The organism is Bradyrhizobium elkanii USDA 76 (assembly GCF_023278185.1).
Taxonomy (GTDB): domain Bacteria; phylum Pseudomonadota; class Alphaproteobacteria; order Rhizobiales; family Xanthobacteraceae; genus Bradyrhizobium; species Bradyrhizobium elkanii.
In genome coordinates this window covers 8,039,069-8,061,468 of record NZ_CP066356.1, presented here as the reverse complement: position 1 = coordinate 8,061,468, position 22,400 = coordinate 8,039,069, and the positions used below count along the sequence as shown (strand labels likewise).

Sequence of the window (22,400 nt, the reverse complement as noted above, 5' to 3'; positions counted from 1 at the left end):
CTTACTTTGCATGGGGTTGTTTTCCATATTTTGGTATTGCATCCCCCGTCCCGGCCAAGGGGCTGGCCTAGCTCTGCCGAAAACCCATCCGGAATGCGCCCCAGTGGCGGCCGTTCACCACGATCGGCGACGACAGGTCCTTCATCAGCACGAAATTGCCGCCGCCCATGTCGCGGCGATAGGTCTGCAGCAGGAACGGCTTCGTGTTGGCCGCGACCTTGCTCACCGCGCGGTCGTTGAACAGGCGGCGGTTGCGGCAATTGGCGTTGTTCCAGACCGGGTCCGGCCCCTGCGGCTGCCGGTAGTTCGGATTGTGGGTCGGCAGATAGCCGCTGCGCGCCCAGGCGACGCAGAACACGATGCGCGGGTCGCTCTTCTGGATCGGATCCTGGATCGCGGGCAGCACCCGGTCGGTGAAGGCGACGTAGTCGGTCAGATACTGCTTCGGATTGGTGCCGGCGATCTCGCGATAATTCTCGTCCATCAATTGCGCGAGCGTGATCTCGCCGCGCGCGACGGCAGTCCCGAACAGCTCCGAGATCTGCCTTGCGGTGTCGATCACGATGCGGATCAGCGGCGTGTCACTGGTCTCGACGCCGCTGTCGGCGATGGTCACGATCAGGCTCTCGGAGAGCTCGAGCAGTTTCGCGACCCGGCTGTCGGCGTGCTTGAGGTCGCGCGAGGAGAGATCGACGCCCTTGGCCAGCTCGTTCAGCTCGGCGATCACGCTGTCGCAATGGCCGAGATTGGAGGTCGCGGCGCGCGCCACGCTGCCGATCTCGGCGCCGACCGATGAGAAGCCTTCCTGCACGCGCATGATGATGCCCGAAATCTGCTGCGCGCCTTCGCCGGCGCTCTTGGCGCGCAACGAGGCATCGCTGCTCTCGCCGATCAGGCTGCCGATCTGGCCGTCGAGATCGCGCACGGTGTCGGAAATCTGATGCGTCGCCTGGCGGGTCGCTTCCGCAAGGTTCTTGACCTCGCTCGCGACCACGGCAAAGCCGCGGCCGGCGTTGCCGGCGCGCGCCGCCTCGATGGTGGCGTTGAGCGCCAGCAGATTGGTCTGCTTGGCGATCGCCTCGATCGAACCGGAGACCTTGGCGACCTGGCTCAGCGCGGAGCCGACCGCGGCGAGCCGCGCCTCGATCCGTCCGACCGCTGCGACGAGCTCGGCAATATGGCTGACCGCCGTCTCGACCACATGGCGGGACTCCGCGATCTGGCCGACCGCGGCGGATGCGGTCGTTTGCACCGCCTGCGATGCGTTGGCGATGTCGTGATTGGCGGCGACCATGGTCTCGGCCGTCGTCTGCAAATGATGGAAGCGCTCGGACTGGCTGCTGACGCGGTTCGCGACCTCCTGGACGTTGCCGGCGATGTCGGCGAGTTCCACCCCGAGGCCGCCGATGCGGTCGGCGAGCTGGTCCACCAGCCGCTCGGCCAGCGTTCGGTCCGATGACGTATCCAGAACTGCAAGCTGCGCGGCCGACATATCAGCACTTCCTCTGTCACAGCGGCCCGCTGGCCTGCCAATGCATTCCCATTTCAAAACCAAAGCGTGATTCGCGCTGGCAGTCTTGCCTGAGCGTGCACTGCGCAGCCCGGATGCAGCGCAGCGAAATCCGGGGCTCCTGCCCGTGGAAACACGTGTCCCGGATTACGCTTCGCTTCATCCGGCTACGAAGCGATCAAAGCTTGTAGGCGGTGCGGAACCCGCCCCAATGCCGGCCGCGCACGCGGACCGGTACGTCGATCTCGCGCATCATCACCGTGTTGCCGCCTCCCATGTCGCGCGCATAGGTCTGGATCAGATAGGCGCGCTGGTTGCGGCCGGCGGCAAGACCCGCGGCGTCGTTGAAGATGCGACGGTTGCGGCTGTTGGCGGTGTTGTATGCCTCATCGCCCGGCCGCTGCGGCTGCGAGTAGAGCTTGTTATGGACCGGCAGATAGCCGTTCTGGTCGATCATCACGCAGAACGCCATTCGCTTGTCCCTGGCGAGGAACGCCTCCTGGAACGCGGGCAACGTACGCTCCGCCCAGTCCAGCATTTTGGTGCGGTACTGCACCGGGTTGGTGCCTGCGATCTCGACATAGTCGGTGTCGAACATGTCGGCGATCGCGATCGCGCCGCTCGCCAGTCCGTTCTCGAACATCTTGCTCAGCGCGCTGCCGGCTTCGATCGCGCGGGTGACGAGCTCGGCGTTCTCCTCGTGGATCGCCCACATCCGGTCTTCGATTTTTTCGCGCAGCTCGGCGGTTGCCGCCTCGAAGCGGGCCTGGCTGCCCGCCTTGGAGCGCTCGCCGATCCGGATCCGGCACGCGCCGATCTCCTGCAATGTCGCGTTCAGGGTCTCCTGCGCCGGCAGCTTCTCGGCATCGGGTCCGCCGATCAGGATGCCGTCCATCGCGATCTCGTAGACCGGCGCCGTGACGATGCCGCGCGCGGTCGTGATCTCGATCTTTAGGCTGCAGGGCAGGCGCTCGTTCTTGCGCGGATCGCCGCGCTCGTCCTGGCGCAGCAGCACCGCGCAACGCGCTTTCAGCTTCTGGGCGAAGGCGGTCACCGCCTTGCCAGCCTTGGCGACATTGTCGCCATGCGCGGCGGCTTCGCGCGTTGCCGAATCGATCTCGCCGGCGCTGGTGCCGACCGAGACGATGAAGTGCGATGCGGAGGCGGCGTTCCGGCCCATCTCGCCGGTGATTTCGTTCTGCTCGGCGACCGCGCCGTTGACGTTCTCGAACACCGGGCGGATCTTTTCGATCGCCTGCGAGATGCGGTGCACCGCGTCCGCGGATCCGGTGGCGTCCTTCTGCAACGCCTCGATCTTGCGGGTGATCTCCTCGGTCGCGCTCTGAGTCTGCACCGCCAGCGCCTTGACCTCGGTTGCGACCACCGCAAAGCCCTTGCCGGCGGCTCCGGCGCGCGCCGCCTCGATCGTCGAGTTCAGTGCGAGCAGCGTGGTCTGCCGCGCGATCTGCGCGATCAGATTGACGACGTTGCCGATCGCGGCTGAAGACTCGCGCAGGCGATCGACATTGGCGGTGGCCTCGCGCGCCGCGGCCGCGGCGTCGTCGGCGAGCTGGCTCGCGCTGCGCACCTGCGCCCCGATGCCCTCGGCGGAGTGGGTGAAGCGGTCGGCGGCTTGCGAGAACGTCGTCGCAGTGCCCTGCGCATCGCTGCTGCGGCCGGTCAGCGCGTTGGTGCGGGCGCGGATGGTCGCGAGCTTGGCTGCCGTCGCCTCGGCGCCGTCGGCGACCGAGCTGGCGGCGCGTTCGAGCTGGCGGATCATCGCGCCGAGCTCGAGTTCCAGCAATTCCAGGATCTCCTTGGACGAATCCTCGGCCGAATCAGTCTCGGTCGAGACGTCAGGGGCGGCGGCCGCGGTTGGAACCTGCGGGGCGACGGCCGGCGCAGCCGGCTCCGGCACTTGCTTTCGAAACAGACCGAACGCCATGTGGGCTCTTTGGGGCTCTGGAAAGTTGCGGCGGGACGGGCGATCCTCGCACCCGGGCATGAAGTCATGGTTAACAAGTGCCTCATATTCCGGCTTGCGGTAGTATTCCTCCGCCGGAGGGCCTCGCCGATCCTTTGATTTTGACCGTGAGGGGCCTATAAGGCCGCGTTTTCCATCCCTGTTCAGACCCTAAGCTCCGAAGAGACGTCGCATGGCCGGCCATTCCCAATTCAAGAACATCATGCACCGCAAGGGCCGGCAGGATGCCCAGAAGTCGAAGCTTTTCGGCAAGCTAGCCCGCGAAATCACCGTGGCGGCCAAGCTCGGCACCCCGGACCCGGCGATGAATCCGCGGCTGCGCGCCGCCGTGGTCGCGGCCCGCGCCGAGAACATGCCCAAGGACAATATCGACCGCGCCATCAAGAAGGCGGCGGGCAATGAGGGCGAGAACTACGACGAGATCCGCTACGAGGGTTATGGCCCCGGCGGCGTCGCCGTGATCGTCGAGGCGCTGACCGACAACCGCAACCGCGCCGCCTCCGACATCCGCTCCTTCTTCACCAAGTCCGGCGGCAATCTCGGCGAAACCGGCTCGGTCGCCTTCATGTTCGACCGCACCGGCATCATCGAATACGACGCCAAGGTCGCCTCCGACGACGCGATGCTGGACGCCGCGATCGAGGCCGGCGCCGACGACGTGGTCTCCAGCGAAGGCGGCCACGAGGTCTACGCCTCGCAGGACACTTTCCGCGAAGTGGCAAAAGCGCTGGAAGCGAAGTTCGGCGAGCCGCGCAAGGCGGCGCTGACCTGGAAGCCGCAGAACACCGTCGCGGTCGACGACGAGACCGGCGAAAAGCTGCTGAAGCTGATGGACCTGCTCAACGAGCACGACGACGTGCAGAACGTGTTCGCCAATTTCGAGGTGTCCGACGCTCTGATCGCGAAGATGGGCGGCTAGTCGCTTGCACTGCTGTCGTGTCCGGCTGGACCGGGCGAGCCAGTATTCCGGAGACCTGCATTCGATCCGAGAAGCCGCGGCGTGCTGGATCCCCGCTCCCGTGCGCAATTGCGCACTAGGCAGGGATGACGAGTGGGCCCAGTACAACGACCGCGGCAGGGGATGAGGCTCTGTTTGTGTTTCGTTCTCCCGGCGCAGGCGGTATCACTAGCCCATGACATCCCAGCCGATTCGCTCTCCCGTCCGTATCATCGGTATCGATCCGGGTCTCCGCCGCACCGGCTGGGGCGTGATCGAGACTGAAGGCAACCGTCTGGTCTACGTCGCCTGCGGTTCGGTCGAGCCGCCGGACAACCTGCCGCTGGCGAGCCGGCTGCTCGCGATCCATGAGGGGCTGGCTGCTGTGCTCGGCGACTACAAGCCTGCGGAGGCGGCGGTCGAGCAGACCTTCGTCAACAAGGACGGCGTGGCCACCCTGAAGCTCGGCCAGGCGCGCGGCGTCGCCATGCTGGCGCCCGCAATGTTCGGTATCTCGGTCGCCGAATACGCGCCGAACCAGGTCAAGAAGACCGTGGTCGGCGCCGGCCATGCCGAGAAGAACCAGATCCAGGTGATGCTGAAGATCCTGCTGCCGAAAGCCGAGCCGCCGTCCGCCGACGCCGCGGACGCGCTCGCGGTCGCGATCACCCACGCGCATCACCGCCAGAGCACCGCGCTGCGCCTCAGGGTGGCGAGCCTATGATCGGCAAGCTGAAGGGCCTGATCGATTCCTATGGCGAGGATTACGTGATCCTCGACGTCGGCGGCGTCGGTTACCAGGTGCATTGCGCTGGTCGCACGTTGCAGGCGCTGCCGTCGCCGGGCGGGGCCGCCGTGCTCTCGATCGAGACCTATGTCCGCGAGGATCAGATCAAACTGTTCGGCTTCCGCTCGGATCATGAGCGAGAATGGTTTCGCCTGCTGCAGACCGTGCAGGGGGTTGGCGCCAAGGTCGCGCTCGCGGTGCTCGGCACGCTGCCGCCGACCGATCTCGCCAACGCCATCGCGCTGCGCGACAAGGCGGCGGTGGCGCGCACGCCGGGGGTCGGGCCGAAGGTCGCCGAGCGCATCGTCAGCGAATTGAAGGACAAGGCGCCGGGCTTTGCCGATGTCGATCCCGCGGTGGTGCACCTCTCGGGCGCGATCGACAACAATCGCGCGCCGCGCCCGGTCACCGACGCGATCTCGGCGCTGGTCAATCTCGGCTACGGCCAGCCGCAGGCCGCCGCTGCCATCGCCGCCGCCTCGCGCAGCGCGGGTGAGAAGGCCGAGACTGCGCAGCTGATCCGGCTGGGCCTGAAGGAATTGTCGAAGTGAACACGCCCTCGCGCATGGTCTCGCCCGAACGCCGCTCCGATGATGTCGGCGACACCGCGCTGCGGCCGCAGTCGCTGACGGAGTTCGTCGGCCAAGCCCAGGCGCGCAAGAATCTCTCGATCTTCATCGAGGCTGCGAAGAAGCGCGGCGAGGCGCTCGATCACGTGCTGTTCGTCGGTCCGCCCGGCCTCGGCAAGACCACACTGGCGCAGATCGTCGCGCGCGAGCTCGGCGTCGGCTTTCGTGCCACCTCCGGCCCTGTCATCGCCAAGGCCGGCGATCTCGCGGCGCTGCTGACCAATCTCGAAGAGCGCGATGTGCTGTTCATCGACGAGATCCATCGCCTCAGCCCGGCGGTCGAGGAAGTGCTCTATCCCGCGATGGAGGATTTCCAGCTCGACCTGATCATCGGCGAAGGTCCGGCGGCGCGCTCGGTCAAGATCGAGCTGTCGAAGTTCACGCTGGTCGGCGCGACGACGCGCGCAGGCCTGCTCACCAATCCGTTGCGCGACCGCTTCGGCATTCCGATCCGGCTCAACTTCTACACCGAGGAAGAGCTCGAGAAGATCGTCACCCGCGGCGCCCGCGTGCTGAACATCGGCATGAGCCCGGATGGCGCCAACGAGATCGCGCGCCGCGCTCGCGGCACGCCGCGCATCGCCGGCCGCCTGCTGCGCCGGGTGCGCGACTTTGCCTCCGCGGCGGACGCCGATTCCGTCGACCGCGGCATCGCCGACCGGGCGCTGAGCGCGCTCGAGGTCGACAGCGCCGGGCTCGATGCGATGGACCGGCGCTATCTCACCACCATCGCCTTGAACTATGGCGGTGGACCCGTCGGCGTCGAGACCATGGCGGCGGCGCTGTCGGAGCCGCGCGATGCGATCGAGGACATCATCGAGCCCTATCTGATCCAGTGCGGCTATCTGCAGCGCACCCCGCGTGGCCGGCTCCTGACCTCGCATGCCTTCCGCCATCTCGGCCTCGCCGAGCCAAACCGCGACCCCTCGCAGTTCGGCCTGTTCGGCGGCAACGGCGACGAGGACTGACGCATGATCCGGAAGAGCGCGAAGCGGTTTTCATGCTCGAGCGAAAGCCCTCCGCTCCCAAAGACGTGAATGACGTGTTGATGCAGCGCGTCGCGCTTGCCGGTAACCTTGCCTACTAACCATTGCGGCATCTCTGCAGGCCGTCTGCACAAACGTGGCCCAATTTCGCTCCAATCAAGGGGCCTATGATAGCCCCGAGTGTTTTCGACAAGCGCCAGGCATCACCGATCACACACCCATGATTTCACGTCGTCATTTTCTGCGCGGGTTCGGCGGGTTGACCGCCGCCACCGCTTCGACCGCGGCGTATGGCTTGAGCGAGCCGGTCGTCCGCCTCGCGCTCACGCGCTACGACCTGTCGCCGCGGCAATGGCCGACGGACTTTCCGCTGAAGATCGCCGCACTCGCCGACATCCACGCCTGCGATCCCTGGATGTCGCTCGATCGCATCGCTGAGCTCGTCGAGCGGACGAACGCCCTGAACCCCGACATCATCGTGCTGCTCGGCGACTATGTCGCCGGGCTGCGCCACGTCACCCGCTTCATTCCGGCCTCCGACTGGGCCGCGGTGCTGAAGGGCCTGAAGGCTCCGCTCGGCGTGCACGCCGTGCTCGGCAACCACGACTACTGGGAAGACAAGGCGGTACAGCGCTTGGGGCGCGGCATCCCGCTCGCGCGCCGCGCGCTGGAGGGGGCGGGGATTCCGGTCTACGAGAACGACGCGGTGCGGCTCGCCAAGGACGGCCGTCCGTTCTGGCTCGCCGGTCTCGGCGACCAGCTCGCCTTCATGGCGGCGCGGCCCTATCGCCAGGTCACGCGGATCGGCGTCGACGATCTCAACGCGACGCTTGCCAAGGTCACCGACGACGCGCCGGTGATCCTGCTCGCGCATGAGCCCGACGTCGCGCTCCGGGTGCCCTCGCGCGTCGCGTTGCAGCTGTCCGGCCACACCCATGGCGGACAGGTGCGGCTGCTCGGCTGGTCGCCGGCGGTGCCGGTGAAGCACGGCATGCGGCTCGCCTATGGCCATATCAAGCTGAAATGCGACGTCGTCGTCTCCGGCGGCCTCGGCTGCAGCATCATGCCGATCCGCCTTGGCGTGCCGCCCGAGATCGTGCAGGTCACGCTTGGCGCAAAGGGGCCAATGGTGTCCTGATCGCGCTTGCGTGATCGCGCGATTTGCGCAACACGATTGGTGTTCCAGAGCATGATCCGGAAAAGTGCGAAGCGGTTTTCCGGATCATGCACAAACGACAGCCTGGAGCGCGATGACGCTTCAACCTGAATGCATCGCGCTCCAGCGCAATCGAGGGGCCGCAATTGACTCTACCCCATATCGACGGCGCGATCCGCGATGGCCGACACCATATGCAGGTCCGTGTTTATTACGAAGACACCGATTTTTCCGGCATCGTTTACCACGCCAATTACCTGCGCTTTATGGAGCGCGGGCGCACCAATCATCTCCGATTGATGGGCGCCGAACAGAACGCGCTGTTCGAGGAGGCGCAGGAGGAGACCGGCGGCTTCACCTTTGTGGTGCGCTCGATGACGCTCGACTTCCTCAAGCCGGCGCGGATGGACGACATGCTCGATGTCGTGACCTGGCCGATCGCGGTGAAGGGCGCCTCCATCATGCTCGCGCAGGAGGTCAGGCGCGGCGATGACGTGCTTGTGAAGGCGCAGGTGCGCGTTGCCTTCGTCAGTCAGGGCAGGGCACAGCCGATTCCGAAGTCCATCCGTGCCCTGATGAAGGCCGATCTGGCTTAGTTATGGGGCGATAGGAAACGCCCCATCGACTCTGCGCGGCGCGGCGATAGATTTGCGCGTGACAAAGCGCGATCAGGTTGATCGCGTTTGTCTTCCATTTCGAGCATGATCTTTTCGGAAAACCGCTTCACACTTTTCCGGATCATGCTTCAACCGCGAGGGATCGCCGATGTCACGCCCGCCGCTGCCACCCTTCACCCGCGAGACCGCCGCGCAGAAAGCGCGCATGGCGGAGGACGCCTGGAATTCGCGCGACCCCGTTCGGGTTGCCGGCGCCTATACCGAGGACAGCCGCTGGCGCAACCGCTCGGAGGTTTTTCAGGGCCGCGAGGCGATCGTGGCCTTCCTGACCCGTAAATGGGAAAAGGAGCAGGAGTATCGCCTGATCAAGGATCTCTGGGCATTCGACGAGAACCGCATCGCGGTCCGCTTCCAGTACGAATGGCACGACGCCGCCGGCAACTGGTTTCGCTCCTACGGCAACGAACAGTGGGAGTTCGACGAGCACGGCCTGATGCGCCGCCGCGAGGCCTCGATCAACGACATCGCGATCGCAGAGAAGGACCGCCGCTTCCATTGGCCTGCCCCGGGCCCGCGCCCGGCCGACGTGCCGGGCCTGGGGGATAGTCCGTTCTAGTTGTCGTCCCGGCCTTCGCCGGGACGACGCATGGTGAGAGACCGCCTTACGCCGCCGCCTTGTGCCGCGCGATCTCGGCCTTGTAGAGCTCGAACTCCTCCGCGAGCGCCTTTGCAACCGAGGGCCGGGTGCGCAGGCGCTCGTAATAGGCCTTCAGCGCCGGCCATTTCGCGAGCTCGATCGGCGGCGTCGCCATGGTCCAGTTGATCACCGTGACGAGATAGGCGTCGGCGACGCTGAAATGGTCGAGCAGGTAGTCGCGGCCCTTCAGGTGGTCCTCGAGATAGTCGAGCCGCGAGACGTATTTCTCCAGCGCATAGGTCTTGGCTTCCGGCGGTGCCTTCTTGTCGAGCAGCGGCAGGAACAGGCCCTTGTGCAGTTCGGTGCCGATGAAGCACAGCCACTGATGCAGCTTTGAACGCTCGGCGTTCGATACGGTGCCGATGCCGGCCCGCGGAAACTGGTCGGCGACATATTGCAGGATCGCGGCGTTCTCGGTCAGCACGATGCCGTCGTCGGTGCGCAGCGTCGGCACCAGGCCGAGCGGGTTGACCTTGTTGAAGTCGGAGCCGTCGTTGCGCACCGCCTTGGTCTTCGGGTCGACCTCGAGATAATTGGCCGGCTGGCCGGCTTCATAGAGCGCGACGCGGGTCGCCATCGAGCAGGCGAGGGGCGAGAAATAAAGGTCCATGGGTTGCCTCCGGTGTCTGGCGCGGGTGTCCGGCCGTTGTTGATTTTTGTACTGTCTTGGATAATATTGGCGGCGTCAAGGAATTAAATTCGAAATGGTACAAAAAACTAGGAAGCCGCCGTCTGCTGCCAAAATCGCGGCGCCGGTCGCGCCGAAACGCCGCGGGCGGCCGCGCGCCTATGAGCCCGATGTCGCGCTCGGCAAGGCGCTCGATCTGTTCCGGCGCGACGGCTTCGCCGCGACCTCGCTCGACGATCTGAGCGCCGCGACCGGCATGAACCGGCCGAGCCTCTATGGCGCGTTCGGCGACAAGCGCGAGCTCTACATCAAGAGCTACCAGCGCTATCGCGACGACGCGCGCGCCGCGATGGTCGACATCTTCCGCGCCGACGCGCCGCTGCGCGAGCGGCTCGAGCGCATCTATCGCATCGCGCTCGACATCTATCTCTCCGGCGAGTCCGGCCCGCGCGGTTGCTTCACCGTGATGACGGCTGCATCCGAGGCGGTGTCGGATCCGGACATCCGCACCATGGTGGTCGAGGGCCTGACCGAGCTCGACAAGGCGTTCGGCATCTGCTTCCGCCATGCCAAGGAGCGCGGGGAACTGCCTGAGGGGACCGATCCGGCGTCGCTGGCGCATCTGGCCTCCGCCACCATCCACACCATCGCGATCCGCGCCCGCGCCCGCGTGCCGCGCAAGGAGCTCGAGGCGATCGTGAAGGGCGCCATCGACGTGCTGTGCGGGGCGAAATAGCCGCGCAAATTTTCCTGCCGGGCAAATGTCGGCCGCTGGCTTTCCCGCCCGTCTTCCGTAAGGTCTCCCCACTCACGCAAGCGGAATATCATGGGAAAAGTCAGGACTTCAGTATTCACGGTCTCGATCGACGGATTCGGCGCGGCGCTGAATCAGAGCCTCGAACATCCGTTCGGCGTCGGCGGCCTGGCGCTGCCCGCGGCCTGGTTCTTCGAGACGCGAACCTTTCGCGCGATGATTGGCCAGGACGGCGGCACCACCGGCCTCGACGACGAGATCGCCCGCAAGTCGATGGAGGGGATCGGGGCCTGGATCATGGGGCGCAACATGTTCGGCCCGATCCGCGGGCCGTGGCCGGATCATGCCTGGAAAGGCTGGTGGGGCAACAACCCGCCGTACCACACGCCGGTGTTCGTGCTGACCCGTCACGCGCGGCCCGACATCGAGATGGAGGGCGGCACCACGTTCCACTTCGTGACCGACGGCATGCTCGCGGCGCTCGCGCGGGCGCGCGCCGTTGCCGGCGACAAGGATATCCGCGTCGGCGGCGGGGTCTCGGTGGTGCGGCAATTTTTGCAGGCGCGGCTGCTCGACGAGCTGCAACTGGTGTTGCCGCCGGTCGTGCTCGGCGCCGGCGAGAGTTTGTTCGCAGGTCTTGATCTGCCTGCCCTCGGCTATGCCGTCGTCGCGCATGTCGCGAGCCCGCACGCGACCCACGTCACCTTCGCGCGCAAATCCTAGACAGCTCACGCCTGCGTCAGCAGCGTCACCTTAATTCCGGCATCGAGAAGGACGTCGAGCGCGCCTACGACCGGCTCGCCGAATTCGTTGCCGGGATGGGCTGAGAAGCGGCCTCTCCACTTGTCGTCCCGGCGAAAGCCGGGACCCATAATCACAGGACCTCGTTGTTGTGCAGGATGGTTTCCCCGCACGCCCCAATGAGGGGCCGCGGAGTATGGGTCCGGCTTTCGCCGGGACGACTCTGTGTGGGGTGACGGCGGTGCTAATACCCCCGCTTGCGATCGACGAGGTTCTCCAGCGCGCCGCCGGCCTCGAAACGCGCGATCTGCTGCGCGACATATTTCGAGATCTCGTCGGCGTCGGTGTCGGCGGCGTTGTGCGGCGTCAGCACCACCTTCGGGTGGCTCCAGAACGGACTCGCCTCGGGCAGCGGCTCGGTCTCGAAGACGTCGAGCGAGGCGGCGCCCAGCGTGCCGTCATCGAGCGCGCGCAGGATGTCGGCCTCGTTCTGCAAGCCGCCGCGGCCGGCATTGATGATGACGGGCGCGCCGAGCGGGCTCTCGCGGTTCAGCTTCGCGAACGCGTCGCGGTTCAGCACATGCCTTGTGTCCGGCGTCAGTGGCAGCAGGCAGACCAGGATGTTGGTCTCGCGCAGGAATGCGTCGAGCCCGTCCGCGCCGTGGTAGCAGGCGATGCCGTCGATCCGCTTCTCGCTGCGGCTCCAGCCGACGACGCGAAAGCCGAGCGCGCGCAGTGCCTGCGCCGAGGCGGCGCCGAGTGTGCCGAGCCCCATGACGCCGACGGTGATCGCGCTCGCGGCCCACTGATAGTCCGGCGCCCAGCGCTTCACCCGCTGCGACTCGCGCAAATAGAGCTCCTGGCGGTGATGCATCAGCACATGCAGCACGACATATTCGGTCATGCGGTCGGTGAGATCGGAGACCGCGACCCGCACCAGCGGCACGTCGGGCAGCGAGCGATCGGCCGTCAGCGCGTCGACCCCGGCGCCGAGATTGAAGATGACGCGCAGGTTCTTGAACGCCGCGAGCTCGCCCGGCTTCGGCTTCCACACCGCGGCGTAATGCACCTCGGCGGGATCGAGCGCGCCGTCCGGCAGCAGCACCACGCGGCGGTCCGGGCAGACCGCGTCGAACCGCGCCTTCCAGCGCGCCGACGACCAGTTTTCCGAGCCGCCATTGATCAGCAGCGCCAGTGCGCCCTTACCCATCCCGATACCTCCAACGTAAATGTGATGTATGTCACAGAGCGGGTCCGACCCGCTCTCATCTCCTGCCATCAACAGGGGCGAACTTCCATGCGCAAACTGGTGTCGGCCTTCATCCTCGCCGCCGTCGCCACGGCCCACGCCGATCAAAGCCGTGGCCTCGTGCTCGCAAACGCTGATGCGTCGGCGCAGGCGCAACCGGCCGTTGCTCCAGCGCAGGGCGAGGCCCGGCCGGCCCAATCGCAGGCCCAGGCGCAACGCGTGGAGTCTCCGCGGCAGCAGGCGTCCCGCCCAGCGACGAGGAGCCGCGTCCGCCGCCACGAGAGCGATGAAGCCAAGGCGCGCCCGATCGACGCCCGCTACGGCGTCTATGGTAACCGCACGTTCATCGTCGCGGCGACGGCCTGATGCGCCGTCGCCGCGGCAAACATCCCGTCCGTCGAAGCTCGCCATGGAGCCTCGATCAAAATCCATCGCCCGCATCCGGAACCTAAATTTCTTTCGCGCCCCCTGTCGGCAGCGGGCATAATCGTTCGTTCTTGCAATGAACGGAGATGCCTTTTCGATGCTGTACGCCATCCTCTGCTATCATGACGAAGACATGGTCGGCTCCTGGAGCAAGGAACACGACGCCTCCGTCATGCAGAAACTGTCCGTCGTGCAGGACAAGCTCGCCAAGCAGGGCAAGCTCGGCCCGGTGGCGCGGCTGTTGCCGACCACCGCGGCGACCACGCTGCGCAAGGAAAATCCGCCGCTGGTGCTGGACGGCCCGTTCGCCGAAACCAAGGAACAGCTGCTCGGCTTCTATCTGGTCGAGGGCAAGAACCTCGACGAGGTGCTCGACATCGCGCGCGACCTCGGCGAGGCCAATCCCGGCGGCACCTATGAGATCCGCCCGGTCGGCTACTTCAATCAGGGGGGTACCGAGGCGTGAGCGTGACCGACACCGCCTGGATCGATGCTGCGTTGACGTCCGCGCGTCCCCAGGCGGTCGGCGCCTTGCTGCGCTACTTTCGCAATCTCGACACCGCCGAGGAGGCGTTCCAGAACGCCTGCCTGCGCGCGCTGAAGAGCTGGCCGCAGAACGGCCCGCCGCGCGATCCCGCGGCGTGGCTGATCATGGTCGGCCGCAACGTTGCGATCGACGAGGTCCGCCGCAACAAGAAGCAGCAGCCGCTGCCCGACGACGACCAGGCGATCTCCGACCTCGACGACGCCGAGGACGAGATCGCCGAGCGGCTCGACGGCTCGCACTACCGCGACGACATCCTGCGGCTGCTCTTCATCTGCTGTCACAAGGATCTGCCGGCGACGCAGCAGATCGCGCTCGCGCTGCGCATCGTCTCAGGTCTCACGGTGAAGCAGATCGCGCGCGCCTTCCTGGTCTCGGAAGCGGCGATGGAGCAGCGCATCACGCGGGCCAAGGCGCGCGTCGCCGATGCCAACGTGCCGTTCGAGACGCCGGGCGCGGTCGAGCGCAGCGAGCGGCTCGCCTCGGTCGCGGCGATGATCTACTTGATCTTCAACGAGGGCTATTCGGCGAGCGGCGACACCGCCGAAATCCGCGCGCCGCTGTGCGAGGAGGCGATTCGCCTCGCCCGCCTGCTGCTGCGGCTGTTCCAGAGCGAGCCCGAGATCATGGGGCTGACGGCGCTGCTGTTGCTGCAGCACGCCCGCGCCGAGGCGCGCTTCGACGCCGATGGCCAGGTGATCCTGCTCGACGACCAGGACCGCAGCCTGTGGAATCAGAAGCAGATCGCCGAGGGCCTCGCGCTGATCGACAAGGCGATGCGCCACCGCCGCAGCGGGCCGTATCAGGTGCAGGCGGCGATCGCAGCGCTGCACGCCCGTGCGGAAAAGCCCGAGGATACCGACTGGACCCAGATCGATCTGCTGTACGGCGCGCTCGAGGTCATGCAGCCGTCGCCGGTGATCACGCTCAACCGCGCCGTTGCGGTCTCCAAGGTGAAGGGGGCGCAAGCCGCGCTCGAGATGATCGAGCCCTTGGCGCCGCGGCTTGCCAATTACTTCCATTATTTCGGCGTGCGCGGCGCCTTCCTGATGCAGCTCGGCCGCAACGAGGAGGCCCGCATCGCCTTCGACCGCGCCATCGCGCTCGCCAACACCACCGCCGAAGCCGCCCACATCCGCATGCATATCGACCGCCTGATGCGCGACAGCCAGCCGCGTAATGTGAAGGCGAAGTAGCGGTCAGGACTTGCGTCGCCCAAGTTCAGGTTGAGAGACTTCCCGGGTGAACCCCTCTCCCTAACCCTCCCCCGCAAGGGGGGAGGGAACCCTTCCGCCGGTGGCTTCCTCACGTCGGATTATCTGCGCTGAATTTTGTGAACGAGCGCGAGTGAGGTGAGCACAGCAATCAGGCTCCCTCCCCCCTTGCGGGGGAGGGTGGGGAGAGGGGGGGCCCCGGGCGAGGCGATCGATGTTGCGCAACCCTCGCGCAACTCTTGCCGCGCTCCCTAAAAAATCTTCGCCCGCATTGTCGACCTCGCATCCCTCCGTTCGTCATGAAGGCAGAGCATCACGACACCTTGGGGAGCAAGCCATGCCGACGGTCGTCGACACCGAAGTCTCAAAGCCCGCCCGCATCACCGGCCGCGTCATGAGCGGGGTGGTCGTCCTGTTCCTGCTGTTCGACGGCGCGATCAAGCTGGTGCCGCTGTCTGTCGTCACCGAGACCATGGACAGGATGGGCTTCGGCGCGAGCGATGCGCTGGCGCGCAGCCTCGGCATCATCACCATCGTCTGCACGCTGCTCTACTCGGTGCCGCCGACCTCGATCCTCGGCGCGATCCTGCTCACCGGCTATCTCGGCGGCGCGATCGCATCGCATGTGCGGATCGGCAGCCCGCTGTTCACCCACACGCTGTTCGGGCTCTATCTCGGCCTGATGCTGTGGGGCGGGCTCTATCTGCGCGACGGCAATCTGCGCGCAATGCTTCCATTTCGCCGGTGAGATATTGTTCAATCCATTCTTGTGGAGACCGTCATGTTGGAGACCATTGCCGTCATCGCGATTGTCCTCGTCGTCGCGATCGCCGTCATCCTCGTCCTCGCGGCGACCAAGCCGGGCACGCTCCGCGTCACGCGTGCGATCAGCATCAACGCGCCGGCCGAGCGGATCTTTCCATTGATCGACGATTTCCATCAGTGGACGGTCTGGTCGCCCTACGAGAACCGGGATCCGGCCATGAAGCGGATCTATGGCGGCGCCGGGCGCGGGCAGGGTGCGGTCTACGCCTGGGACGGCAACAAGAATGTCGGCGCCGGCCGCATGGAGATCCTGCAATCCTCCGCGCCGTCGAAGGTCGTCATCAAGCTCGACTTCATCAAGCCATTCGAAGGCCACAACACCGCCGAGTTCACAATGCTGCCGCAGGGAGATGCGACCAGCGTCACATGGACCATGTATGGTCCGGCCGTCTTCATGTCGAAGGTGATGCAGGTGTTCATGAACCTGGATCGCATGATCGGCAGGGATTTCGAGGTCGGTCTCGCCAATCTGAAGAAGCTGACTGAAAAGTAGCGCGTTTTCGCGCAAAGTGGTTATCGGTTCGCGTCGAGAAAACGTGTCAAGATAACAATCCAGAGCCCTCGGTCCGATACCACCGGGACGAGGCTCGAATGACCCAAGGGAGCATGCGATGCAGGTCAACCCCTATCTCTCCTACGACGGCAATTGCGGCGCCGCGCTGAACTTCTACCAGAAGGTCTTGGGCGCCCGGATCGAGGAAACCTTCCCCTACGGCGAGGGCAGTGCGGAGATGCAGACGCCGCCCGGCTGGAAAGACAAGATCATGCACGCCCGCCTCACGATCGACGGCGAGATCATCATGGCCTCCGACGCGCCGCCCGGCCACTTCCAGAAGCCGCAGGGTTTTCACGTCGCGTTGCAGGTCGAGGATCCCGCGGAGGCCGAACGCCGCTTCAAGGCGCTGTCCGAAGGCGGCACGGTGACGATGCCGTTCGGCAAGACCTTCTTCTCCAACGGCTTCGGCATGTGCGTCGATCAGTTCGGCATCCCCTGGATGGTGAACTGTCCGCAGGGGATGTAACCCCGAGCAGCCTGATTGGACCGTCATCCCCGCGCAACGGCTCCGCCGTTGTCGCTGGAGGTGGCCGCTTCTTCAGCGGCCCTCAAAGGATCTACGGCCACCGGCGGGGCCGTTCATCCTTCGAGGCTCGCAAGGGCTCGCACCTCAGGATGACGGTCCGGTAGCGTCGGCGGGTCAAGAAAGACGCAATCCGCGCCGCTACCTGCACCGCGGATAGATCGCCGCGAGCTCGCGGCCGCGCAGCAATAGCAGGCGCGAGGTCAGGCCGCCGCGGCGGACGATCCAGCCGCGCACCGGTGCCGGATAGGCTTGCAGCACCGCCACGGACGCTTCCGGCTCTGCATAGGTGCGGCCGCGCCGGTCGACTGAGCGCGCGGCGTGGAAGCCGAGCACGGCGCGCCGCGTCACGCAGATGCGGTCGCCCGGCACCATCGACAGCACCAACGTGCAGGCCGACAGGCAGGGCCCGTCGATCACGACGCGCTCGCCCGATTCGCGCACCTTGTCGAACAGTTCGATGAACGGGCCGACCTGCCCGCCGGGGCTGGCGAGGATACGAACATCGGCTTGCGCGCAGCTGACCGTTGCGCAGAGAGCTGCCGCCGCGACAAGTATTTTCATGCGCGCAATCCCTGCCGTCGATGCGATCGAGGTGCCGCCGCATCGGAAGCCGCAAGGCTCGCGCCGGAATGGGGCATCGTCAAGACCGATGTCCCGGTCGCGACGGCAGGTGGCTCAGGCCGCGCGGTTCTTGAGCGCCCCCACGATCGCAGTGAGCACGGCGCCGGCAACGCCGCCGCCGGCGACCTGGCCGATGATGCTGCCGATGTCAGGCGTCGCGCCGGAATTGGCGAGCAGCGGAATCAGCATGCCCAGAAGCTGTCCGCCCGCGCCGCCGCCGATGGCGCCTGCGATGGTGTTGCCGAGCGTGCCGAGATCGATGTTCTTGGCCGCTCCCGCCGCGACATTGCCGCCGACGGCTCCGCTGATGACTTGAATGATCAGATTGATGAGAACGCCTGACATGAGGTGATTTCTCCCCGGTATCTGGTTCAGCACGGCTGAGACGCCGGCCGGCGTCCCACCGCCGCGAAGGTTAGGCCCCCAGCGCGCAGAGGTCATGCTGCGCACGCGAAGATTGTCGACCCGCGCCGACGCTATGCACTGGCTTTTTGAGGGAACCCTCCGGCTCTCCCGAGAACCTCAGTCCGCGCCGGAGACGCCGGCCTCGGCAAAGGTCGCCATGCCGCCATGACAGGCGAGCGCCGCGCGCAACAAAAGGATCGCGACCCCCGCGCCGGAGCCTTCGCCGAGCCGCATGTTAAGATCGAGCAAGGGGGCGAGTTCGAGCTCGCGCAGCAATTCGCGGTGGCCGAGCTCGGCCGACACATGCCCGGCGCGGCAATGCGCGAGGCTGTCGGGTTGAAGCCGCGCCAGCGGCAGCACCGCGGCGGTCGCCACGAAGCCGTCGAGCAGCACCGGAATGCAGCGTGCGCGCGCCGCCAGCACAGCGCCCGCGATCGCCGCGAGCTCGCGTCCGCCGAGTGACATCGCGGTGACGAGCGGGTCGTCGATCACGCCGCGATGCAGCTTGAGCGCCGCATCGATCGTGGTGCGCTTGCGTATCAGCCCGGCATCGTCGACACCGGTGCCGCGGCCGGCCCAGCGTACGCCGCGCCCGCCCATCAAGGCCGCGCACAGCGTCGCGGCGACCGTGGTGTTGGCGATGCCCATCTCGCCGACCACGAGCAAATCGCATTGCTCGGGCACCGTGCGCCAGCCGGTATCGAGCGCGACGAGGAAATCGGCGGCGTCCATCGCCGGCCCGGCCGTGAAATCGCGGGTCGGGCGCGCCAGCTCGAGCGGCTCGACACGCAGCTCCGCACCGGCAAGCTTGGCGATCTGGTTGATCGCAGCGCCGCCGGCGGCGAAGTTCGCCACCATCTGCGCGGTGACCTCGGAGGGATAGGCTGAAACGCCGCGCTCGGCGATGCCGTGATTGCCGGCGAATACGGCGATCGTGACGTGATCGAGCCGGGGCATCTCACGCCGCTGCCAGCGCGCCAGCCAGATCGCAACCTCCTCCAGGCGGCCGAGGCTTCCCGGCGGCTTGGTCAGGTTCTGCTGGCGCTGCGTGGCGGCCGCGGCACTGGCCTCGTCGCCCTGCGGCAGTTCGCGACAAAAGCCGCGGATGTCGTCTAGAGTACTGAACTGCATGCGATTCCCTCGTCGAGCGGGCCGCAAACTAGTGCATGATCCGGAAAAGTGTGAAGCGGTTTTCCCTCGCGACAAATGCGTAGCATTTGCGCGGAGATCATGCCCTAACAGGAAGCCAAAGCGCGATGAGATCGAGCCCGATCCCGTCGCGCTTTAGCCCAATTTCCAGGCCTTCACCATGAATCAATGGCTCGACGATCTCCGGACCGCGACCGCCTTCCTGACCCGCCTGCCGATGCCGCATCCGGACGGCGCGCGGACGGAGAGGTTTGCCCGGGCGCAGCGGCTGTTTCCCCTGGTCGGGGCCGCCATCGGGGCGGCGATCGGCCTGTTTTGCCTGCTGCTGCGGGCGATCGGTGTGCCGGATCTCGCCGCCGCCGCGCTCGCGCTCGGCGGCAGCGCGCTGCTCACCGGCGCGCTGCATGAGGACGGGCTCGCCGATGTCGCCGACGGGTTCGGTGGCGGCCGCGATGTCGCGGCCAAGCTCGAGATCATGCGCGACAGCCGGCTCGGCACCTATGGCGCGCTGGCGCTGGTGGTGAGCTTTGCCGCCAAGCTTGCGGCTCTCGCGACAATTCCAAATGGCCTTGTGGTGCAGAGCCTGATATCTGCGCACGCGCTGGGCCGCGGCGTGCTGCCATGGATCGCGATCAGCCTGCCCTACGCGCGCAAGGATGGGCTCGCCGCCAATGCCGGAAAGCCCGATGGTGCGATCGCGGCGGTCGCGGCCGGCCTGGCGCTGCTGATCGCAGTCCTCGCCTTGCCGTTCGGCAGCGCGCTGCTGGCGGCGCTCGCGGCCGGTGCGAGCGCACTGATCATGGCGCTCGTGGCAAAGCGGCAGATCGGCGGCCAGACCGGCGACGTGCTGGGCGGCGCCGAACAGGTCGCGGAGACCGCGATCCTGGTGCTGCTTGCGGCGCGGTTAGGTTAGGGCGTTTTCGAGCGAAGTGGATACCGGCTCAGTAAAGAAAACGCGTCAAAATGAAAGCGTGAGCGGAACATGGATCGCGAAACCCGTCTCTGGCTAATCCGTCATGCGCCGGTGGACGGTCCGCGCGGCGTGATCCACGCGCCGGATGCGCCCGCCGACCTCAGCGATGCCGCGGCATTCGCGTCGTTGCAGGTGAGGCTGCCGGCTCACGCTCGCGCGGTCTGCAGTCCGGCGCGGCGCACCCGCGAGACCGCAGTAAAGCTCGGTCTCACGGCAACGGAGGACGACGCCTTTCGCGAGCAGGATTTTGGCGATTGGACCGGCCGGCGTCACAGCGAGATCGAGGCCGAGCTCGGCGCGGCGGCCTATCGCGCCTTCTGGCAATCGCCGGGCAGCAACCGGCCGCCGCGCGGCGAAAGCTTTGCCGATCAGATCGCGCGGGCGCGGGCAGGGCTCGCGCGCCTGCCGGCCGGCGACGTCGTACTGGTCGTGCATTCCGGTACCATCCGCGCGATCCTTGCGATCGCGCTCGAGCTTGCGCCGGAGCTCGCGCTGCGCTTCGTCATCGATCCGCTGTCGCTGACGCGGATCGACCGGCTGCCGAATGCTTGGCGCGTGGTCGCGGTGAACGGGCGCTGATAGCGCGGTGACTCTACTTTACCTCGCCCCGCCTGCGGGGAGAGGTCGGAACGCATCGACAGATGCGTTGAGGGGGAGTCTCCGCGAGACTAACTGGTACTGAGCGCGGGGAGAGGGCCCCTCACCCCAACCCTCTCCCCGTAAGAACGGGGCGAGGGAGCGCAGTCCCGTCGCGGTGGTGACATTAGTTCATCCGATCAACCGTTACCCATTCCGCCGCGCGCCGCGCAGGGTCGGCAGGCCGATGCCGGCGGCGTCGAAGCCGCCGTCGACGGCGAGGATCTGTCCGGTGATGTAGCTGGCGCGATCCGAGCACAGGAAGAAGATCGCTTCCGCCAGCTCTTCCTCCAATCCATAGCGGTTGAGCGGGATGGCGTCGTGATAGTCGGCGCGGATCTCCGGCGTGTGAACCGCCTTGGCCATCGCGGTGTCGACCGGGCCGGGCGCGACGCCGTTGACGCGGATGCCGAGCGAGGCGAGCTCGACCGCGAGCTGCTTGGTCAGATGCGCAAGCCCGGCCTTGCTGGTGCCGTAGGCCGAGCGCAGCGTCGAGGCACGCACCGCCGAGATCGAGGTGATGTTGACGATCGCACCGCCGCCATGCTCGCGCATCACAGGCGCGGCCGCCTTGGTGCACAGGAACGGGCCGGTGAGGTTGACCGCCATGATCCGGCTCCAGTCGGCGTCCGAAGTCTCCAGCACCGGCGTGAACACGGCAACGCCGGCATTGTTGACCAGCGCGTCGAGCCGGCCGAACCGGTCCGTGATCGCAGAGATCGCGGCCGCCACACCAGCGGCGTCCGATACGTCGCAGGTGAGCGCCAGCGTGTCGTCGGGCTGCTTCAGCGCCGCGACCACCGCGCGCAGCAATTCGCCCTCGATATCGAGCAGCGCGACGCGCCAGCCGTCGCCGAGAAAGCGTTTCGCCGCGGCAAGCCCGATGCCGCGCGCGGCGCCGGTTACGAGGGCGACTTTCGGGGGAGACGATGTCATTGTGCGGTCCATGGTTCGGGCATTCGGCCTGGCTGGCAGACGAGCCAGTTCGTCTGCGATCTTTGCCCAGGCGTGTCAACCGACTCGCGTTGCAGCAAGATAATCATCATGCGAGATGTCGGGAGGGCCGTCTCCGGTTCGTCCTCGGGGCACTGGTTCCATGATGGAGTTCTGATGTCGCTTACCCTGCTTTACCATCCGCTGTCCTCGTTCTGCTGGAAGGCGCTGATTGCGCTCTACGAGAACGGCACGCCGTTCACGACGAATATGGTCAATCTCGGCGATCCCGCCGAGCGCGCGGCGTTGCTCGCGCTGTCGCCGATCGGCCGCTTTCCCGTGCTCCGCGACGAGACGCGGGGCGAGACGGTGCCGGAATCGAGCATCGTCATCGAATATCTCGACCGGCATTATCCCGGTGCCGTCAGGCTGATCCCCGAGAATCCGGACCTCGCGCTGCAGACCCGGCTGCGCGATCGCTTCCTCGATCTCTATGTCCACCTGCCGATGCAGAAGGTCGTCGGCGACCGGCTGCGGCCCGCGGACAGCAAGGATCCGCATGGCGTCGCCGAGGCGCGGGCGCAGCTCCGCACCTCCTATGCGATCCTGGATCAGCAACTGATCCTGAATCAGCAACGCGCGCAAGGCGGCTGGATGATGGGCGAGCATTTCTCGTTGGCCGATTGCGCGGCCGCCCCGACGATGTTCTACGGCAACAAGGTCGAGCCGTTCGGAGATGGCCATCGGCATCTGGCCGCCTATCTCGAGCGGCTGATGGCGCGACCGTCCTTCGCGCGCGTCCTGAGGGAGGCCGAGCCCTATTTCGGCATGTTCCCGCAGGAAACCTGAAGCAAGCCGGCTTCCGATCCGGTTCCAAAAATAAATTGTGGCGTGATGTCGCTTTTGCGCCGTCCCGT

Annotated in this window: 27 protein-coding genes; 18 read left to right on the top strand and 9 right to left on the bottom strand. The window is 66.5% G+C overall.

Annotated features, from left to right (window positions below; genetic code table 11):
* Window positions 1-67: 67 nt before the first annotated feature.
* Window positions 68-1,492: a methyl-accepting chemotaxis protein gene (locus JEY66_RS38185; RefSeq protein WP_016842555.1), complete on the bottom strand. Its 1,425-nt coding sequence runs from the start codon at window positions 1,490-1,492 to the stop codon at window positions 68-70.
* Window positions 1,493-1,688: 196 nt separating this feature from the next.
* A complete protein-coding gene (locus JEY66_RS38180; RefSeq protein WP_016842554.1) occupies window positions 1,689-3,455 on the bottom strand; it encodes a methyl-accepting chemotaxis protein in 1,767 nt (588 codons plus the stop codon).
* A gap of 211 nt (window positions 3,456-3,666) precedes the next feature.
* Here JEY66_RS38180 and JEY66_RS38175 point away from each other — a divergent pair, with 211 nt between their 5' ends.
* From JEY66_RS38175 to JEY66_RS38145, 7 genes are all read left to right on the top strand, one after another.
* On the top strand, window positions 3,667-4,413 hold the full coding sequence (locus JEY66_RS38175; protein ID WP_016842553.1) for a YebC/PmpR family DNA-binding transcriptional regulator: 747 nt from the start codon (window positions 3,667-3,669) through the stop codon (window positions 4,411-4,413).
* A gap of 214 nt (window positions 4,414-4,627) precedes the next feature.
* A complete protein-coding gene (ruvC, locus tag JEY66_RS38170; RefSeq protein WP_016842552.1) occupies window positions 4,628-5,155 on the top strand; it encodes a crossover junction endodeoxyribonuclease RuvC in 528 nt (175 codons plus the stop codon).
* On the top strand, window positions 5,152-5,769 hold the full coding sequence (gene ruvA / locus JEY66_RS38165; RefSeq protein ID WP_018269684.1) for a Holliday junction branch migration protein RuvA: 618 nt from the start codon (window positions 5,152-5,154) through the stop codon (window positions 5,767-5,769). The genes ruvC and ruvA overlap by 4 nt, the downstream gene beginning before the upstream one ends.
* Entirely contained in the window at window positions 5,766-6,815 is a 1,050-nt protein-coding gene (gene ruvB, locus JEY66_RS38160) for a Holliday junction branch migration DNA helicase RuvB (protein ID WP_016842550.1), read from the top strand. The genes ruvA and ruvB overlap by 4 nt, the downstream gene beginning before the upstream one ends.
* A 238-nt stretch (window positions 6,816-7,053) precedes the next feature.
* Window positions 7,054-7,971 carry a metallophosphoesterase gene (locus tag JEY66_RS38155; RefSeq protein ID WP_026192209.1) on the top strand — a complete coding sequence of 306 codons (918 nt, stop codon included), beginning with the start codon at window positions 7,054-7,056 and terminating at the stop codon, window positions 7,969-7,971.
* Window positions 7,972-8,183: 212 nt separating this feature from the next.
* On the top strand, window positions 8,184-8,585 hold the full coding sequence (ybgC, locus tag JEY66_RS38150) for a tol-pal system-associated acyl-CoA thioesterase (RefSeq protein ID WP_016842548.1): 402 nt from the start codon (window positions 8,184-8,186) through the stop codon (window positions 8,583-8,585).
* A gap of 169 nt (window positions 8,586-8,754) precedes the next feature.
* Window positions 8,755-9,222, top strand: coding sequence for a nuclear transport factor 2 family protein (locus tag JEY66_RS38145; RefSeq protein ID WP_018269687.1), 468 nt, complete (start codon window positions 8,755-8,757; stop codon window positions 9,220-9,222).
* A 46-nt stretch (window positions 9,223-9,268) separates the two neighbouring features.
* Here JEY66_RS38145 and JEY66_RS38140 read toward each other — a convergent pair whose 3' ends face one another.
* On the bottom strand, window positions 9,269-9,913 hold the full coding sequence (locus JEY66_RS38140; RefSeq protein WP_018269688.1) for a glutathione binding-like protein: 645 nt from the start codon (window positions 9,911-9,913) through the stop codon (window positions 9,269-9,271).
* A gap of 94 nt (window positions 9,914-10,007) precedes the next feature.
* On the opposite strand from JEY66_RS38140, the gene JEY66_RS38135 reads away from it, so the two are divergent.
* Window positions 10,008-10,667, top strand: coding sequence for a TetR/AcrR family transcriptional regulator (locus JEY66_RS38135; RefSeq protein ID WP_016842545.1), 660 nt, complete (start codon window positions 10,008-10,010; stop codon window positions 10,665-10,667).
* A gap of 90 nt (window positions 10,668-10,757) precedes the next feature.
* Entirely contained in the window at window positions 10,758-11,408 is a 651-nt protein-coding gene (locus JEY66_RS38130) for a dihydrofolate reductase family protein (RefSeq protein ID WP_018269689.1), read from the top strand.
* 5 nt (window positions 11,409-11,413) lie between these two features.
* On the opposite strand, the gene JEY66_RS38125 is transcribed toward JEY66_RS38130, so the two are convergent.
* Both JEY66_RS38125 and JEY66_RS38120 read right to left on the bottom strand, forming a co-directional pair.
* Complete coding sequence (locus JEY66_RS38125) at window positions 11,414-11,563, bottom strand: hypothetical protein (protein ID WP_157183412.1); 150 nt, start codon at window positions 11,561-11,563, stop codon at window positions 11,414-11,416.
* Between the two features lie 107 nt (window positions 11,564-11,670).
* Complete coding sequence (locus JEY66_RS38120) at window positions 11,671-12,636, bottom strand: 2-hydroxyacid dehydrogenase (protein ID WP_016842542.1); 966 nt, start codon at window positions 12,634-12,636, stop codon at window positions 11,671-11,673.
* Window positions 12,637-12,723: 87 nt separating this feature from the next.
* On the opposite strand from JEY66_RS38120, the gene JEY66_RS38115 reads away from it, so the two are divergent.
* The 6 genes from JEY66_RS38115 (at window position 12,724) to JEY66_RS38090 (ending at window position 16,706) form a co-directional block, all read left to right on the top strand.
* Window positions 12,724-13,041 (top strand): hypothetical protein, encoded by a 318-nt coding sequence (locus JEY66_RS38115; protein WP_018269691.1) that lies wholly within the window; start codon window positions 12,724-12,726, stop codon window positions 13,039-13,041.
* A 157-nt stretch (window positions 13,042-13,198) separates the two neighbouring features.
* Entirely contained in the window at window positions 13,199-13,567 is a 369-nt protein-coding gene (locus JEY66_RS38110) for a YciI family protein (protein WP_026192211.1), read from the top strand.
* Complete coding sequence (locus JEY66_RS38105) at window positions 13,564-14,841, top strand: RNA polymerase sigma factor (RefSeq protein WP_016842540.1); 1,278 nt, start codon at window positions 13,564-13,566, stop codon at window positions 14,839-14,841. Before JEY66_RS38110 ends, JEY66_RS38105 begins: the two co-directional genes overlap by 4 nt.
* A 355-nt stretch (window positions 14,842-15,196) precedes the next feature.
* Window positions 15,197-15,607 (top strand): DoxX family protein, encoded by a 411-nt coding sequence (locus JEY66_RS38100; RefSeq protein ID WP_016842539.1) that lies wholly within the window; start codon window positions 15,197-15,199, stop codon window positions 15,605-15,607.
* A gap of 33 nt (window positions 15,608-15,640) precedes the next feature.
* On the top strand, window positions 15,641-16,177 hold the full coding sequence (locus tag JEY66_RS38095; RefSeq protein WP_026192212.1) for an SRPBCC family protein: 537 nt from the start codon (window positions 15,641-15,643) through the stop codon (window positions 16,175-16,177).
* A gap of 118 nt (window positions 16,178-16,295) precedes the next feature.
* Window positions 16,296-16,706 (top strand): VOC family protein, encoded by a 411-nt coding sequence (locus tag JEY66_RS38090; RefSeq protein WP_016842537.1) that lies wholly within the window; start codon window positions 16,296-16,298, stop codon window positions 16,704-16,706.
* 198 nt (window positions 16,707-16,904) lie between these two features.
* On the opposite strand, the gene JEY66_RS38085 is transcribed toward JEY66_RS38090, so the two are convergent.
* The 3 genes from JEY66_RS38085 to cobT form a co-directional block, all read right to left on the bottom strand.
* Window positions 16,905-17,327: a hypothetical protein gene (locus JEY66_RS38085; RefSeq protein ID WP_016842536.1), complete on the bottom strand. Its 423-nt coding sequence runs from the start codon at window positions 17,325-17,327 to the stop codon at window positions 16,905-16,907.
* 114 nt (window positions 17,328-17,441) lie between these two features.
* Window positions 17,442-17,732 (bottom strand): hypothetical protein, encoded by a 291-nt coding sequence (locus JEY66_RS38080; RefSeq protein ID WP_016842535.1) that lies wholly within the window; start codon window positions 17,730-17,732, stop codon window positions 17,442-17,444.
* A gap of 177 nt (window positions 17,733-17,909) precedes the next feature.
* Window positions 17,910-18,923: a nicotinate-nucleotide--dimethylbenzimidazole phosphoribosyltransferase gene (gene cobT, locus JEY66_RS38075; RefSeq protein ID WP_016842534.1), complete on the bottom strand. Its 1,014-nt coding sequence runs from the start codon at window positions 18,921-18,923 to the stop codon at window positions 17,910-17,912.
* Window positions 18,924-19,101: 178 nt separating this feature from the next.
* Here cobT and cobS point away from each other — a divergent pair, with 178 nt between their 5' ends.
* The gene (cobS, locus tag JEY66_RS38070) at window positions 19,102-19,854 is read left to right on the top strand and encodes an adenosylcobinamide-GDP ribazoletransferase (RefSeq protein ID WP_016842533.1); all 753 of its coding nucleotides are present in this window, start codon (window positions 19,102-19,104) and stop codon (window positions 19,852-19,854) included.
* A gap of 69 nt (window positions 19,855-19,923) precedes the next feature.
* Window positions 19,924-20,493, top strand: a complete 570-nt coding sequence (locus JEY66_RS38065; RefSeq protein WP_016842532.1) for a histidine phosphatase family protein — start codon at window positions 19,924-19,926, stop codon at window positions 20,491-20,493.
* 204 nt (window positions 20,494-20,697) lie between these two features.
* On the opposite strand, the gene JEY66_RS38060 is transcribed toward JEY66_RS38065, so the two are convergent.
* Window positions 20,698-21,486 carry an SDR family NAD(P)-dependent oxidoreductase gene (locus JEY66_RS38060; RefSeq protein ID WP_018269693.1) on the bottom strand — a complete coding sequence of 263 codons (789 nt, stop codon included), beginning with the start codon at window positions 21,484-21,486 and terminating at the stop codon, window positions 20,698-20,700.
* Window positions 21,487-21,660: 174 nt separating this feature from the next.
* Between JEY66_RS38060 and JEY66_RS38055 the strand changes: the two genes are divergently transcribed.
* A complete protein-coding gene (locus JEY66_RS38055) occupies window positions 21,661-22,332 on the top strand; it encodes a glutathione S-transferase family protein (protein WP_016842530.1) in 672 nt (223 codons plus the stop codon).
* Window positions 22,333-22,400 lie beyond the last annotated feature (68 nt).